This window comes from Kurthia populi (assembly GCF_042686175.1).
Classification (GTDB): domain Bacteria; phylum Bacillota; class Bacilli; order Bacillales_A; family Planococcaceae; genus Kurthia; species Kurthia populi.
This window is the reverse complement of sequence record NZ_JBHUOR010000143.1, coordinates 113,507-128,296: the sequence shown is the minus strand read 5'-3', so window position 1 is coordinate 128,296 and position 14,790 is coordinate 113,507. Positions and strand designations below refer to the sequence as shown.

Annotated in this window: 18 protein-coding genes; 16 read left to right on the top strand and 2 right to left on the bottom strand. The window is 39.6% G+C overall.

From position 1 onward, the window contains the following. From ACFSY7_RS20295 to ACFSY7_RS20285, 3 genes are all read left to right on the top strand, one after another. A partial coding sequence (locus tag ACFSY7_RS20295; protein WP_380149417.1) for a hypothetical protein occupies positions 1-180 on the top strand: 180 nt, incomplete at its 5' end. A 37-nt stretch (positions 181-217) separates the two neighbouring features. Beyond that, positions 218-973: a hypothetical protein gene (locus ACFSY7_RS20290; RefSeq protein ID WP_380149416.1), complete on the top strand. Its 756-nt coding sequence runs from the start codon at positions 218-220 to the stop codon at positions 971-973. Positions 974-985: 12 nt separating this feature from the next. Continuing rightward, positions 986-2,440, top strand: a complete 1,455-nt coding sequence (locus tag ACFSY7_RS20285; RefSeq protein ID WP_380149415.1) for a phytoene desaturase family protein — start codon at positions 986-988, stop codon at positions 2,438-2,440. Between the two features lie 833 nt (positions 2,441-3,273). Here the strand turns inward: ACFSY7_RS20285 and ACFSY7_RS20280 are convergent. Then, on the bottom strand, positions 3,274-3,660 hold the full coding sequence (locus tag ACFSY7_RS20280) for a rhodanese-like domain-containing protein (protein WP_126990266.1): 387 nt from the start codon (positions 3,658-3,660) through the stop codon (positions 3,274-3,276). Between the two features lie 103 nt (positions 3,661-3,763). Between ACFSY7_RS20280 and ACFSY7_RS20275 the strand changes: the two genes are divergently transcribed. Genes ACFSY7_RS20275 through ACFSY7_RS20265 form a run of 3 tightly spaced genes read left to right on the top strand, consistent with a single transcriptional unit; the run spans position 3,764 to position 5,621 of the window. Then, positions 3,764-4,597 (top strand): lipoate--protein ligase family protein, encoded by an 834-nt coding sequence (locus ACFSY7_RS20275; RefSeq protein ID WP_126990265.1) that lies wholly within the window; start codon positions 3,764-3,766, stop codon positions 4,595-4,597. A gap of 52 nt (positions 4,598-4,649) precedes the next feature. Then, on the top strand, positions 4,650-5,225 hold the full coding sequence (locus ACFSY7_RS20270; protein ID WP_380149414.1) for an HAD hydrolase-like protein: 576 nt from the start codon (positions 4,650-4,652) through the stop codon (positions 5,223-5,225). Between the two features lie 48 nt (positions 5,226-5,273). Continuing rightward, the gene (locus tag ACFSY7_RS20265) at positions 5,274-5,621 is read left to right on the top strand and encodes a hypothetical protein (RefSeq protein WP_126990263.1); all 348 of its coding nucleotides are present in this window, start codon (positions 5,274-5,276) and stop codon (positions 5,619-5,621) included. A 73-nt stretch (positions 5,622-5,694) separates the two neighbouring features. Here ACFSY7_RS20265 and ACFSY7_RS20260 read toward each other — a convergent pair whose 3' ends face one another. Next, on the bottom strand, positions 5,695-6,645 hold the full coding sequence (locus ACFSY7_RS20260; protein ID WP_126990262.1) for a DUF1385 domain-containing protein: 951 nt from the start codon (positions 6,643-6,645) through the stop codon (positions 5,695-5,697). A gap of 150 nt (positions 6,646-6,795) precedes the next feature. Here ACFSY7_RS20260 and aroQ point away from each other — a divergent pair, with 150 nt between their 5' ends. The 10 genes from aroQ (at position 6,796) to ACFSY7_RS20210 (ending at position 14,790) form a co-directional block, all read left to right on the top strand. Beyond that, the gene (gene aroQ / locus ACFSY7_RS20255) at positions 6,796-7,227 is read left to right on the top strand and encodes a type II 3-dehydroquinate dehydratase (protein WP_126990261.1); all 432 of its coding nucleotides are present in this window, start codon (positions 6,796-6,798) and stop codon (positions 7,225-7,227) included. Between the two features lie 15 nt (positions 7,228-7,242). Continuing rightward, positions 7,243-8,301 (top strand): M24 family metallopeptidase, encoded by a 1,059-nt coding sequence (locus ACFSY7_RS20250; protein ID WP_380149413.1) that lies wholly within the window; start codon positions 7,243-7,245, stop codon positions 8,299-8,301. A gap of 23 nt (positions 8,302-8,324) precedes the next feature. Further along, positions 8,325-8,882, top strand: coding sequence for an elongation factor P (gene efp, locus ACFSY7_RS20245; RefSeq protein WP_126990259.1), 558 nt, complete (start codon positions 8,325-8,327; stop codon positions 8,880-8,882). Between the two features lie 343 nt (positions 8,883-9,225). Further along, positions 9,226-9,738, top strand: a complete 513-nt coding sequence (gene accB, locus ACFSY7_RS20240; protein ID WP_126990258.1) for an acetyl-CoA carboxylase biotin carboxyl carrier protein — start codon at positions 9,226-9,228, stop codon at positions 9,736-9,738. A gap of 14 nt (positions 9,739-9,752) precedes the next feature. Continuing rightward, entirely contained in the window at positions 9,753-11,105 is a 1,353-nt protein-coding gene (gene accC, locus ACFSY7_RS20235; RefSeq protein WP_126990257.1) for an acetyl-CoA carboxylase biotin carboxylase subunit, read from the top strand. A 21-nt stretch (positions 11,106-11,126) separates the two neighbouring features. Further along, complete coding sequence (locus tag ACFSY7_RS20230; RefSeq protein WP_380149412.1) at positions 11,127-11,531, top strand: Asp23/Gls24 family envelope stress response protein; 405 nt, start codon at positions 11,127-11,129, stop codon at positions 11,529-11,531. Positions 11,532-11,761: 230 nt separating this feature from the next. After that, complete coding sequence (gene nusB / locus ACFSY7_RS20225; RefSeq protein ID WP_126990316.1) at positions 11,762-12,142, top strand: transcription antitermination factor NusB; 381 nt, start codon at positions 11,762-11,764, stop codon at positions 12,140-12,142. A 73-nt stretch (positions 12,143-12,215) separates the two neighbouring features. Further along, complete coding sequence (gene folD, locus ACFSY7_RS20220) at positions 12,216-13,067, top strand: bifunctional methylenetetrahydrofolate dehydrogenase/methenyltetrahydrofolate cyclohydrolase FolD (protein ID WP_126990255.1); 852 nt, start codon at positions 12,216-12,218, stop codon at positions 13,065-13,067. Between the two features lie 144 nt (positions 13,068-13,211). Beyond that, entirely contained in the window at positions 13,212-14,558 is a 1,347-nt protein-coding gene (gene xseA, locus ACFSY7_RS20215) for an exodeoxyribonuclease VII large subunit (protein WP_380149411.1), read from the top strand. 1 nt (position 14,559) lies between these two features. Then, positions 14,560-14,790 (top strand): exodeoxyribonuclease VII small subunit, encoded by a 231-nt coding sequence (locus ACFSY7_RS20210; RefSeq protein ID WP_126990253.1) that lies wholly within the window; start codon positions 14,560-14,562, stop codon positions 14,788-14,790.

The window sequence follows — 14,790 nt, the reverse complement described above, 5'->3', positions numbered from 1 at the left end:
GTAATTCCCAATTTGCGCATAAAAATAGAGAAGGTGATGTCAAATTCGACATCACCTTCTCTATTAAAGACTGGAATTTCTACTTATGTCCCAGCCTCTTTTTTATTGCAAGATGAAGATAAATATAAGGAAAAGGTAACGATTCACAAAAATGTACAAACTGGCAGGGGATTTCAGTGAAAAAAGGGTAAAGAATTGAAAGGGAGAAGGTGAGAAATTGAAAATAATAGCTATTGTGTACTATCTCATCCTTGCAGGTTATGTGGTAGATTTCTTGCTTCTTCTTTTTGATGTAACGACAGTAGGACACGATTTACTAATTCCCTTTGTGCTATTAACATTCATGGGGATTATCGCTTGCTGTTATTTCATTGAAATGTTTCGCCTAAAAATAGGGATAACGGTCATCGTACTAATTATTAGTATTGTATTACTTGCCGAAAAGCTGACACAAATGATTTTGCATGAAGCCTTTTTCATCCAAACATTTCACAGTGATTCACTGATAGTGAGCATGCTGGCTGTGACTTCTAAATTATCCATTTGGTTATTCCTATTTGCGGTGAGCTATGCATTAGGGTTTACAAATTCTCGTACAATTCAACCACTTATTGCAAGCTTTGTAGCGGTTGTATTTTATATATTAGTCGTTCCACTCGTCTACGATTCACAGCAATTTTTAATGAATAATACGACAGGTTTATTATATGAGAATGTTTGGCCTGTAACATTCGTTTGGCTAGGGTTAGCGTTTGGCATTGATTTGCTGTTACTACAAATTGAACGCGGCATGGGGATTATTTATTCAAAGAAATGTACACGTAAAATATTATTGTTATTTTATAGCTTGATGGCATTGATTATTAGTATTTGCGCTTTAGCAGGACTATGGTTTACGAGCATTATTGCGACCATTTTAATCATTGCGACGACAACATTGTTGTTAGTGAAGGAGGATGCGGAAAGTAATTAGGAGGGATGCGTTATGAAAGTGGCGGTTATTGGTGGGAGTGTAGGAAATCTTGCAGCAGCAATCCGGCTAGCACGTGAAGGAATAGAAGTATCTATTTATGAAAAAAGAGAGCATATGGGCGGTAAATTACGTACGGTTCAGCTACAGGGCTATGATTTTGAAATTGGGCCAACGATGGTGACAGCACCAGAAGTGATTGAGGCATTTATCACATCAACCGGACGCAATATAAAAGACTATCTAGAGATTCGTCGAGTTCGTCATCATACACAAAACATTTTCCCTCAAACAAGTAGTTTTTTCTTATCAAGTGATCGTGCATTTATGCGCAAGCAATTGCAAAAATTAGATGCTGAAGGCGCTAGAAATTACGATATGTTTTTGGCGGAAATTATGAAAATGAAACAAGCATTTGAGGAAATCATGGCACTGCCGCCACTTATTGCATGGAGACAATTATTAATGCCCCCAGCAAGAAGTGCCTATTTAACGTTAAAGCCTTTTGAGACATTAGATCATTTTGTGAGACGTTATTTTACAAACGAAGAGGTCATTTCCTCTTTTACACGCTATGCTTCTTACAATGGAATTGCACCAGATGATGCGCCTGCGCTATTTATTATCCATGCATATGACGAGTTAATTAATGGTGTGTACTATGTCGCAGGTGGCAATTTGCGTCTTGTACGTGCGCTACAGCAAATAGCAAAAGAAGAAGGTGTGCGTTATTATACTAGTAAAGAAGTGACGAAAATTCATGTGCAGGCTGATGAGGTCGAGGGTGTGTGCTTAAATGATGAACTGAGCTTGGAAGCGGATGCGGTATTAGTGAGTGCTGAGGATTTTAAAGCACAGCCTCAATTAATATCAGATGCTGAGGCATTATTACCAGATCCAATGAAACCCACTGGAATCGCTGCTTGTGTTATGCTCGTTGCGCTCCGGACGCATAAGCAAATTTATCAGCATCATATTGTGTATTCGAAGGATCGTGTACGTGAATTTGAGTTGTTAAAACGAGGAGAAATACCGGATGATCCGACTGTTTATTTATATAATCCAGCCTTTAGTGAGCAGGAGCGTTTTATGCGCGGTGATGCCTTATTAATTTTCGCTAATATGCCATACACTGCAAATGAGCAGCTCGTAGAAACGATGAAACAGCGCATTTATAAAAAATTAGAAGAAGTTGGTCTGAAGCTAGAGGATGATGTAGTAACGAAACAAGTGTGGTCACCAGGAGAGCTCATGACGATGTTTGATCAGTATAGGCAAAGTGGACAAGTAAAAAAAACAGCGCAGTATTTATTGAATCCTGTTTTAAAAGATTGCCAACTAAAAAGGTTATATTTTACAGGACTACAAACGCATCCGACAGCAGGATTAGCATCCGCGGTTAAAAATGGTGAGCGAGTAGCAAAGCGTATGATTGAAGAGCTGTCTGTGAAAAAAGATGACTATGGCTAAAGTAGGTTGAGGCAATAACCGCTTGTTGCTATGATGATTCATAACAAATCATTTGTCACCAAATTGTATTTGCACTAAACAGCGTGTTTTGGATACGACATATTTTTTAATAAGTGTCATCGATAAGTTAATAGACATAGTTGTGTAGCAATGATTTGCTTTACTCTAACAAAACAGCAGATGATTAATAATGCTGTGGCGATAAATACAAAAAAATAGTCTGACGTAGTATAAAAACAGAGCCTTTATGGAGGCTCTGACGGGTGTTTTTTGTCCGTTTTGTTATGAAAAGCGGGCATTTCCACACAATGGCATCTCGAAAAATGCTAGCGTGTAGCTAATTGTCGTTTTTTTGAATAAAAATTGTTTTTTTAAGAAGAAGAAGTCTTTTTTGATACAGTAAAAAAGGCTCTTTTTTAATAAAATGTACCGTCAGAGAAGTTATTTCAAGTTGAAATTGACTTTTTTTGGAATTAAAGAATAGCATTATTTTGCGTTGTGTCGTGAAATAACTGTTTTTGTTGACAGATTATGCAGTATCTTTATTAAAATGCTTGAAATGTGTCATTCAATGGTCTTTAATTGGCACATATTTTTAATTATGTCGTATCTGAAAGACGCTTCTTGAGCTTTTCGTTATTTTTTGATGGTGTTTTTTGTGAAAGTATCATGATAGATGCCAAACAAAAGAAAGCGGTTGGGACATACGTATAAAAACAACCGTTCATATGAGCATAAGAAAAACCGGAGCCGCGCTATAGCGCGGTTCCGGTTTTTCGTTGCGAACGCTAAAAGAGGAAAATGACGTGTTTTGTCCCAGCCTCTTTCATATATTATTTTTTTGTTGATTTAACGCGACCAGACCAGTTTTTGAAACCGCCTTCTAGTGCATATAATTGTGTGTAGCCTTTTTTCTTTAAGAATAGTGCTGTACGTGAGCTACGACCACCGTTTTCACAGTATAAGTATACAGGAAGATCTTGACGTAATTCTTTGTAACGATTACGTAATTGTGTCGTAGGTAAGTTACGAGCTCCTAAAATGTGGCTAGAATCGAACTCGCCTTTTTCACGAACGTCAATTAGTTGTGCTTTGCGGTAATTTGCTTTGAAGTCTTCTTCAGAAAGCATAGTTACTGCTCTTTTTGAGCGCATTGACGTAATTAGTGCAGATGCAACAACAACGACAATAACGATTAATAAAATCCAATACCAAGGCAATGTAATGACCCCTTTCTACATAGTACATTATAAAAGAATGGTTGGTGTTCGTCCACTGAGTTTGATAAAATGAACGCAGTTGATAAATTTGGGAGGAATGGAAATGACAACACCGTGGTATTTTATCAATTCAGGAGCATGTAGTGCAAGTTACAATATGGCGCTTGATGAAGCGTTACTACATTGGCATGGTCAAGGGGAGTTACCGCCAATTATTCGATTTTATGAATGGAATCCGGCAACTGTATCAATCGGTTATTTTCAACGTGCCCATCGCGATATTAATTTCGAACAATTACATAAATTAGGCTTAGGCTTTGTACGTCGTCCGACGGGTGGTCGTGCTGTACTTCATGATCAAGAACTAACGTATAGTATTATCGTATCAGAAACGTATCCGGATATGCCAAAGACCGTAACAGAAGCGTATCGTGTGCTAAGTGGCGGCTTGTTAAAGGGCTTTCAAAATTTAGGTTTTGATGCTTATTTTTCAGTGCCTGAAACAGCAGAGGAAAAACAGGCACTTCAAAAGCCTAAATCCGCTGTTTGCTTTGATGCGCCGTCTTGGTATGAACTTGTTGTAGAGGGACGTAAAGTTGCTGGTAGTGCACAGACACGTCAAGAGGGCGTTATTTTACAACATGGTGCGATTCTTATTGATTTGGATCAGGAAAAATTAATTTCTGTGTTTAATTTTAAGGATGAAGAAGCGAAGCAAAAAATGCGTGAGCAATTGCCGCATAAGGCCGTATCAATTAATGATTTATCGGCACGTACAGTGACGGTAGAGGAATGTATACCTGCCTTTAAAGAAGGCTTTGAATCTGCTTTGGATATTGAATTAAAGCCCTATACATTAACCGCAGAGCAACAGGCATTTGTCGAGAACTTAGCGCGTACGAAGTATGAGGCCGATGAATGGAACTTTAAAAAATAAAAATAATAGGAAGCGGCCAAGAGTGGTCGCTTTTTTTATAGGAGATGAGCGCATGAAATTACTATGGGATTTTGACGGGACATTATTTGATACGTATCCCCTCTATGTAGAAACAATGCTAGAGGTCTTTCCTCATTTAAAGGAAACATTTGAGCGTGACGAGATTTTAAAGGAGCTACAAGTTTCGTTTACGCATGGCTTTCAGTATTTAGGCTTAAGTGCTGAGCAGGAAGCATTATATCGTCGCACAAATGTAGCGTTAGATCCGAAACGTTTTCAACCATTTGAAGGTGTTGAACAGGTATTAAAAGAAGCAGAAGTGAATGTTATTATGTCGCATAAAGAGAAGGTGGTTATTGAAGCGGTTTTAAGAGAGCATAATTTATTGCAGTATTTTGCGGAGATTACGACACCAGAGCAAGGTTTCCCGCGTAAACCACATGCTGAGGCCTATGAATATTTACATGCTAAATATACGCTTGATGCGGCGATTGGAGACCGAGCGCTTGATTTGATTCCAGCGAAAGAGGTTGGCATGAAAACGATTATGTTTCGAGGAACTTGTGCGGCTTCAGATGCCTCATTAGCACACTATAAAGATTTTCAAAAAGTGTGGGAAACATTATAAATTCATGTCCTATTCGTGGTATGATTTTTGTTGGAGGAGAAGTGTTCTATGAATGGTAATAAATTAGCTTGTTTCTTTTTACCTGCCTTCACGATGCTCGCTGTGTCTGCAATTGCACTGCTTGGCGGCTTTGGTGATACGGTAGAGGATAATGGACAGTTTATCTTATTTGGCTTGTATCTGTTATATCCAGTTGTCTTTTTATATCAAGGTTTTGTTTGTGCACTAAGAGGTTATCCGTGGTTGCATCCATTAATCATTTCGGTATTAGCCTTTTTTATCATGATTTTCATGCTGCAATTACAAACCTATACGTATATTATTTATTATGTTATTGCGTTTGCTATCGGGTATCTTTTAACGTTAGGAATTCGTAAAATGCGTGGCACGAACTAATTGAAAACGACATAAAAAGAAGGAATCGCGTCGGCGATTCCTTCTTTTTATTGAAAAACAAGTGCATTTTGAATTAATCATGCTGGATTGTGTTGATAAGTGCAGGGTTCTTTTCGACTTCGCGTAATTTTTCAAATGACGCAATGGCGATTTCGACTTGGTCATCAGACGGTTCCTTCGTTGTAAGCAGTTGTAGCCATAGGCCGGGATAACCGAGCAGACGTAGCACAGGAATGTTGCGGCAAGCATTGGTTGCTTGTAACACTTCAAATGATACGCCGAGCACAACCGGAATTAATAAAATACGATTGACGATACGTAACCAAAATGGGTCGGTTGGTACGAAGAAGTAAATTATCATGCCGACAAATACCGTAAATAAAATAAAGCTTGAGCCGCAGCGATAATGTAGGCGAGATTGTTTTTGAACGTTTTCAACGGTTAATGGCAAATTGTTTTCAAAACAATTAATGACTTTATGCTCAGAGCCATGATACTGGAAGGTTCGTTTAATAAGCGGCGTGAGCGATACTAAGTAAATATAGCTTAGTAATAAAATTAGTTTAAAGAAGCTTTCAAGTAATACTTGTGCAGTGTGACCAGGGAGTACGCTATGAAAAGCTTGGGCGATAAATACTGGCACGAGTGTGAAAACAAATTTACCAAATAGGAAAGATAGCACACCGATTGCCGCAACACCAAGCCACATTTGAATTTTGCTTGTTTGTTCTTTTTCTTGCTTAATTAACGCCTCTTCCTCACCGGGCGCCACGTCATATCGATCACTGGCAAACTGTAGATGCTTTGAGCCGTTTGCAGCAGATTCGATAATCGCTACGATACCACGCACGAAGGGGATTTTTTTAAGCTTCTGTAAGGTTGGATGTTGCTTACGCTCAGCATAGTAGTATTCGACCGAGCCATCATTACGACGGATGGCCGATACGGTATGCTTACCGCCACCCATCATGACGCCTTCAATAAGCGCTTGACCACCGTAAATTAGTGGTTTGGATTTACTCATAAAAACACCGCTCTCTTATGTAGGGTTAAAACTTCTTCCATTGTACTAAAAAAGTCTCTATTTCTCTAGGGAAAGCATCGGAAAATGATTCAAGATTCGAAATAATATGCTAAAATGTAAGAATAAACTGAAAAAAAGGAAGTGTCGCACGTGAAATACTTATGTTTAAACGGACCAAATCTGCATCGTCTAGGGAAGCGTGAACCTGAAATTTACGGTCATGAAACACTAGCGGATGTTACAAAAGATTTACAAACGCTTGCTGCAGCGTTTGATGCAGAGATTGACGTAAAGCAGTCGAATCATGAAGGCCAATTAATCGATTGGATTTATGAGGCAGAGGATGGCGACATCGCAGGTATTATTTTTAATCCGGGTGCTTATACGCATACGAGTGTGGCGCTGAGAGATTGTATCGCAGGTGTCGAAGTACCGGTTGTTGAGGTGCATATTTCAAATGTACATAAACGCGAGGCATTCCGTCATCACTCCTATTTAGCGCCTGTTTGCATCGGTCAAATTACAGGGCTTGGCACCTTTGGCTACCAAGCAGCCTTACGCATGTTTTTACAATCAAATTAAAAGGAGATTTTACACATGAAATTACAACAACTACGCGCACAATTTGATGCGCAACAAATCGATGCGATGCTAATTACAAACCCGATTAATGTATCGTACTTATCGGGGTTCACCGGCGATGATAGTTATATTTTAGTAACAGAAAAAGAAGCGATTTTCTTTACAGATTCACGTTACACAGAGCAAGTAAAACATGAAACGACTGGATTCCGTCTTGTAGAACGTCAATCGACGCTACTAGAGGAAGTCGTTCGTGAAGTAAAAGAGCAAGGTATTCATCATGTTGGTTTTGAAAAAGAATATGTGACGTATGCGACATTCCAACTTTTCGACAAGTACATTGACGCGCAAATTGTTGGGGTTAGTGGTTTAATTGAAAAATTACGCTTGATTAAGACGCCTGAAGAGATTACTATTATAAAGGCCGCTTGTCGCATCGTGGATAAAACGTTCGAACATATTATTAGCTATATTGAGCCAGGGATGACCGAGCTGCAAGTATCAAATGAAATGGAGCACCATATGCGCAAATTAGGCGCTAAAAGTTCTTCTTTTGATACAATTGTCGCTTCTGGTTGGCGCTCAGCATTGCCACATGGCACAGCAACTGATAAAATAATAGCAACAGGTGACATTGTCACTTTAGACTTTGGTGCCCTATATAATGGTTATATTTCAGATACAACACGTACAATCGCAGTTGGCGAGCCTTCTGCACAATTGAAAGAGATTTATGAGATTGTGTTGCAAGCGCAAATTCGCGGAGTAGAAGCATTGAAACCAGGAATGACTGGTATCGAAGCGGATGCGGTTGCACGCGATTATATTACGAAGCATGGCTATGGGGAAGCATTTGGTCACTCAACAGGTCATGGGATTGGTCGTGAAGTGCACGAAGCGCCAGCGTTATCACATCGCTCAAGCTATACGCTTGAAGCAGGCATGTGTGTCACTTGCGAACCGGGCATTTACATTCCTGAGGTTGGTGGCGTCCGCATTGAGGATGACATCTTAATCACTGAAACAGGACATGAAGTGCTAACTCATGCGAAAAAAGATTTAATTATCTTATAAGATATATTGGAGGAAGATTAGTAATGATCTCAGTAAATGACTTTAAAACAGGCTTAACAATTAAAATTGATAGCGATTTATTCCGCGTTATCGATTTCCAACACGTAAAACCAGGTAAAGGTGCCGCATTCGTACGTTCTAAATTACGTAACCTACGTAACGGTAACGTAACTGAAAAAACATTCCGTGCTGGTGAAAAAGTAGAAAAAGCACAAATTGACAACCGTAAAATGCAATATCTATATGCATCAGGTGACCAACATGCCTTTATGGATATGGAATCGTACGAACAAATCGAAATCACAGAAGAACAATTAGCATATGAATTAAAATTCTTGCTTGAAAACATGGAAGTTCACATCATGAGCTTTGAAGGTGAAATTCTAGGTATCGATCTTCCAAACACTGTAGAATTAACAGTTTCTGAAACTGAACCTGGTATTAAAGGGGATACAGCTACTGGTGGTTCTAAACCAGCAACACTTGAAACAGGTTTAATTGTTAACGTACCATTCTTCGTTAACGAAGGCGATAAATTAGTGATCAACACTGCTGATGGTTCTTACGTATCTCGTGCGTAATGAATAAGCTGAACCTCTCATTTTTAGATGAGAGGTTTTCTTTTAAATTAAAATTAGTACCTGATAATATAAATTAAGTATAATAGGTAGGTAATTAAAAAACTGTACTGCAACAGCTTATTAGTGCAATGGTTACACATTCGTGATATCGCTTACATTAATGATGAATATGCAGGAATTTAATTGTAAAAAAATGTCATGTTATGTTTAAAGTTATTTAATGCGTTAATTTTCTGATTTATTAATGGTTTTATCTAAATTAAGTGAAAGTGTTACAATTTTCCGAAAAAGAAGGTACAATAGATTTTGTATTATAATACACAGACGTTAGGGGAGTAATGTTATGTTAAAAATTCAAGAGATTCGTGAAATCATCAAATTAATCGATTCATCATCAATCGATGAGTTTTCATTAAACGAAGAGGGTACTAAATTAAAACTTAAAAAGAATGCTGGCCAAGTAGTGGTTGCAGAAGCACCTAAAGCAGTTGCACAAGCAGTAGCTCCAGTTGCAGCACCAGCAGCGGCACCAGCTCCAAAAACAGAAGCAGCTCCAGCGGCACCAAAAGCAGAGGCAGCACCAGCGCCAAAAGCGGAAGTTGCAGCAGATGCGAACTTACATAAAATCGTATCGCCAATGGTTGGTACTTTCTACCAATCTCCATCTCCAGATGCCGACGTATTCGTTAAAGTAGGCGACAAAGTAGGCGAAGAAACAGTCGTATGTATCGTTGAAGCAATGAAATTATTCAACGAAATCGAAGCTGAAGTAACAGGCGAAATCGTAGAAATTCTTGTCAAAGATGGCGAGTTAGTTGAATACGGTCAACCTCTATTCCTAGTTAAAGAAGCGTAAGGGGGAGAACGTCGATGAAAAAAGTATTAATTGCCAACCGTGGCGAAATCGCGGTACGTATTGTCCGAGCTTGTAAAGAATTAGGGATCGAATCAGTTGCAGTTTATTCTGAAGCTGATAAAGACGCATTACACGTACAATTAGCTGATGAAGCATATTGCATCGGTTCTAAATTATCATCTGATAGTTATTTACGTATTGATCGCCTAATCACTGTAGCAGAAAAAGTGGGTGCTGATGGTATCCACCCTGGTTATGGTTTCCTTGCAGAAAACGTAGACTTCGCTATTGCATGTGAAGAAGCAGGAATTACATTCATCGGTCCAAAATCTGATTCTATCAAAGTAATGGGTATTAAAGACGTTGCGCGTGATACAATGGCAGAAGCTAATGTACCACTTGTTCCTGGTACTGGTATCGTTCCTGATATCGAAACAGGGAAAGAATGGGCAGCGAAAATTGGTTACCCAGTGATTATTAAAGCAACAGCAGGCGGCGGCGGTAAAGGTATCCGTGTAGCGCGTACTGAAGAGGATTTAGTAAAAGGTATTGAGATTACACAAAAAGAGGCAGCAGCCGCTTTCGGTAATCCAGGGGTATACCTAGAAAAATTCATCGAATACTTCCGTCACTGTGAAATCCAAGTATTAGCAGATAACTACGGCAACACAATTCACTTAGGTGAACGTGATTGTACAGTACAACGTCGTATGCAAAAACTTGTAGAAGAAGCACCATCTCCAGCATTATCTGAAGAGCGTCGTGCTGAAATGGGTGACGCAGCAGTTAAAGCAGCGTTAGCATGTGGCTACCGCGGTGCTGGTACATGTGAATTCATTTATGACTATAATGAAGACAAATTCTACTTCATGGAAATGAATACTCGTATCCAAGTAGAACACCCAGTAACTGAATTAATCACTGGTATCGACTTAGTTGAATGGCAACTAAGAATTGCATCTGGTGAAGAATTAGTGTATAAACAAGAAGATGTGAAAGTGAATGGTTGGGCGATTGAATGCCGTATTAACGCTGAAAACCCATACAAAAACTTCATGCCTTCAGCTGGTAAAGTTGACACATACATGACACCAGGTGGTATCGGTGTACGTATCGACTCAGCGATGTATGCTGGTTACACAATCCCTCCATATTACGATTCAATGGTTGCAAAACTAATCGTACATGCGGATACGCGTGAAAAAGCAATCGCTAAAATGCACCGTGCATTAGGCGAGTTTGTTGTAGAGGGTCCTGGTATCAAAACAACAATTCCTTTCCATGAGAAATTAATGGAGAACGAAGTATTCAAATCAGGTAAATTCAACACGAAATTCCTTGAAGAAAACGACGTTCTTAATTCATAAGAATAGGAAGGGGCATAACAAATGGCTGAACAAGTTGTGAAATCATTACCTCAAACAACACCAGAAGGTAAAGAAGAATTAGGTAGCATTGAAGTTGCACCAGAAGTCATTGAAGTCATTGCAGGAATTGCAACTACAGAAGTGGAAGGCATCTTCGGAACACGAGGAAACTTTGCGTCAGGCGTAGCTGAAAAATTCGGTAAAAAAGTCCACGGTAAAGGAATCAAAACAGAATGGACGGCTGAGGGGCTTGTTGTCGATGTTTATTGCGTCGTACAATATGGTTCTCAAGTAGCCAAAGTTGCTGCGAAGGTTCAAAAACAAATCCGTGAAGCAATTGAAAACATGACAGCATTAACAACGAAAGAAGTTAATGTTCATATTACTGGTATTCAATTCGAGCAAGATCAACAAAAAGCTGAATAACTTGTGCCCGGCAAAAAGGTGAATGCACTCGCATTCACCTTTTTTGTGTGATTTTATGAAAATCGCAATCGAACTGCACAGATTCGACAATTTGTGATAAACTATATGCTATATGTAAACTAATGAAACACTGTACAATTCCGTGAATTTCGCAATGGTCTGCTAAGTTACGCAAAACCAACGGAATTTTGAGCGGATTGTAGTAGTATAAAGGAGAACGAAACGATATGATGAAGCGACGTGAAGCGCGTGAAAAAGCAGTACAATCTTTATTCCAACTAGAAGGTACTGAATTAACAATTGAAGAAGCAATGGCCTATGTGTTAGAAGAACAAGAAACAGATGCTTTCTTTGAAAGTGTGGTACGCGGTACTGTAGAAAACCAAGAAGCAATTGATGCTTCACTAACAGAAAAATTAGAAAAATGGTCACTTGGCCGTCTTGGCAAAATTGACCGTACGATTCTACGTTTAGCTGTTTATGAGTTATTATACACACCAGAAACACCACAAAGCGTAGTCATGAACGAAGCAATTGAATTATCTAAAACATTTGGTGATGATAAAACAAGTAAATTCGTCAACGGCGTTCTTTCGAAATATCAAGCTTAACAAGTCATAGTGGTAGTTCCGCAGCAAAAGTTGCGTTCTATATACAAAATGAATTTGGGAGTGTTTTAACAACATGTCAAGTAAGCTAATTAACGGTAAAGAAATTGGCAACACGATTCGTGAGTCAATCAAGCTAGAAGTCAATGCATTAAAAGACAAAGGTATTACTCCAGGTTTAGCAGTTATTTTAGTGGGCGATGATCAAGCTTCACAAAAATATGTTTCAAATAAACAAAAATCTTGCGAGCAGTTAGGGATTTACTCAGAACTAATTAAATTACCAGCTGATACAACAGAAGAAGACTTATTAAAACATATTGAAGAATTGAATCAAAAAGACGCCATTGATGGTATTTTAGTACAGTTACCACTTCCAAAACACATCAACGAGGATGCTGTTATTGCGGCGATTTCACCGGAGAAAGATGTCGACGGTTTTCACCCAATCAGCGTTGGTAAGATGATTCTTGGACAAGAAACATTTTTACCATGTACGCCTCACGGGGTTATGAAATTATTACAACATAGTAATGTGACCATTCGTGGGAAACATGCCGTTGTTGTGGGACGAAGCCATATTGTTGGTGTTCCGATGGGCCAATTATTATTGCAAAGTGATGCAACGGTTACATATGCTCATTCAAAAACACCCGATTTGGCTGCTATTACAAAACAAGCAGATATCTTAGTTGTGGCGACAGGCCGCGCTAAAATGATTAAAAAAGAGCATGTGAAAGAAGGCGCTGTTGTCATCGACGTCGGTATGGATTTAGATGAGAACGGTAAACTTTGTGGTGATGTTGATTTTGATGACGTATTCGATACGGTTTCAGCGATTACACCGGTTCCTGGTGGCGTTGGCCCAATGACGATTACAATGTTATTAGTCAATACGGTACAATCTGCGAAGCAAAAGCTTTCATAAGACAAAATTCTTTCATTACGTTAAAATGAATACTAACACAGAGGGGATGTCCCGATGGTGCCAATCTTTCCAATGCATGTAGAGCGCATAGGAGAGTGTCGCTTAGGACATCCTCTTTTTTTATGATAAAAGGAGCGTGAGAGCATGACCGAGGCATATTTAACTGTCGAAGCACTCACAAAGTACATAAAACGCAAATTTGAAGCGGATCCGTACTTGAGAAAGGTCTATGTCAAAGGGGAATTGTCGAATGTGAAGCTACATTCGTCAGGGCATTTATATTTCACATTAAAAGATGACAAAGCACAAATTAAAGGCATCATGTATGCACGCCATGCAGGTCAGCTAAAATTTCACGTTGAAAATGGCATGAATGTGCTGATAGAAGGCGACATTAATGTGTATGAGCGCGGTGGCAACTATCAGTTTTATGCGACGAAAATGGAGCCAGATGGTGTAGGTAGCCTTTATTTAGCATTTGAACAATTAAAAGAACAGCTGCATAAAGAGGGGCTATTTGACGAGCGCTTTAAGCAGCCAATTAAAAAATACCCACAAGCGATAGGAGTTATTACAGCGACAACTGGTGCAGCCATTCAAGATATTTGCACGACGTTAAAGCGCCATTATCCATTAGCAAATGTCTATATTTTCCCGACACTCGTACAAGGGAAGCGCGCAGCGGCAAGTATTGTGCAGTCGATTCGCCAAGCTAATACGGTGGCAGAAATTGATACGCTCATTGTCGGGCGTGGGGGTGGCTCGATTGAGGATTTATGGGCTTTCAATGAAGAAATCGTCGCGCGAGCGATTTTTGAAAGCCGCATTCCAATCATTAGTGGGGTAGGCCATGAAACCGATACGACGATTGCCGATTTTGCGGCAGATTTACGTGCGCCGACGCCAACGGGTGCAGCGAAGATGGCGGTGCCAGACATCATGGATTTAGCACAGCATATTCGCTCACTTGAAACACGCTTTGTACAGCGGATGCGCGTGCAACTCGAAACAGCAACGATGCGTCTTAAAAAGGTAACAGAGTCATATCCAATGATGTATCCAGAGCGTCTTTACCGACCATTTGACGAGCGTTTAGCACATTTAGAGGACCAACTAAGCCTTAACTACGAACGCCAAATGACGCGTGAACAACAGCGTCTTGAGCGCTTAACAGCAAAGTTAGCGCGCTATATACCGACGCAACAGCTCCAGTATGAAGGACAACGCTTAACGAATTTAGAGCATCGTCTACAGCAGGCAACGATGCAACAGGTGAACCGGAAACAGCGTCAATTTGAGCATGTTTTACGGACGATGAGTGCGTTAAATCCACTTTCTATTATGGAGCGTGGCTATAGTATCGTATATAATGAACAACATGAGGTTGTTATGTCTACACAACGTGTCGCGCCGGGAGACCAGCTAACGATTGATGTAGCAGATGGCCAGATTAAGACAACGGTAATAAACACCGCACAAAAGGAGGATTAACGTGGCTTCGAAAAAGAAAACATTTGAGCAATCAATGACAGAATTAGAAGAAATCGTGCGCAAGTTAGAGCAAGGCGATGCCTCATTAGAGGATGCGATTGCACTATATCAACAAGGCATGATATTATCAAAAAATTGTCACGAACAATTACAACAAGCTGAGCAACAACTTGTGGCAGTTGTTAATGAAGATGGTTCACAACAACCTTTTGCAACGGATGGAGAGAAATAA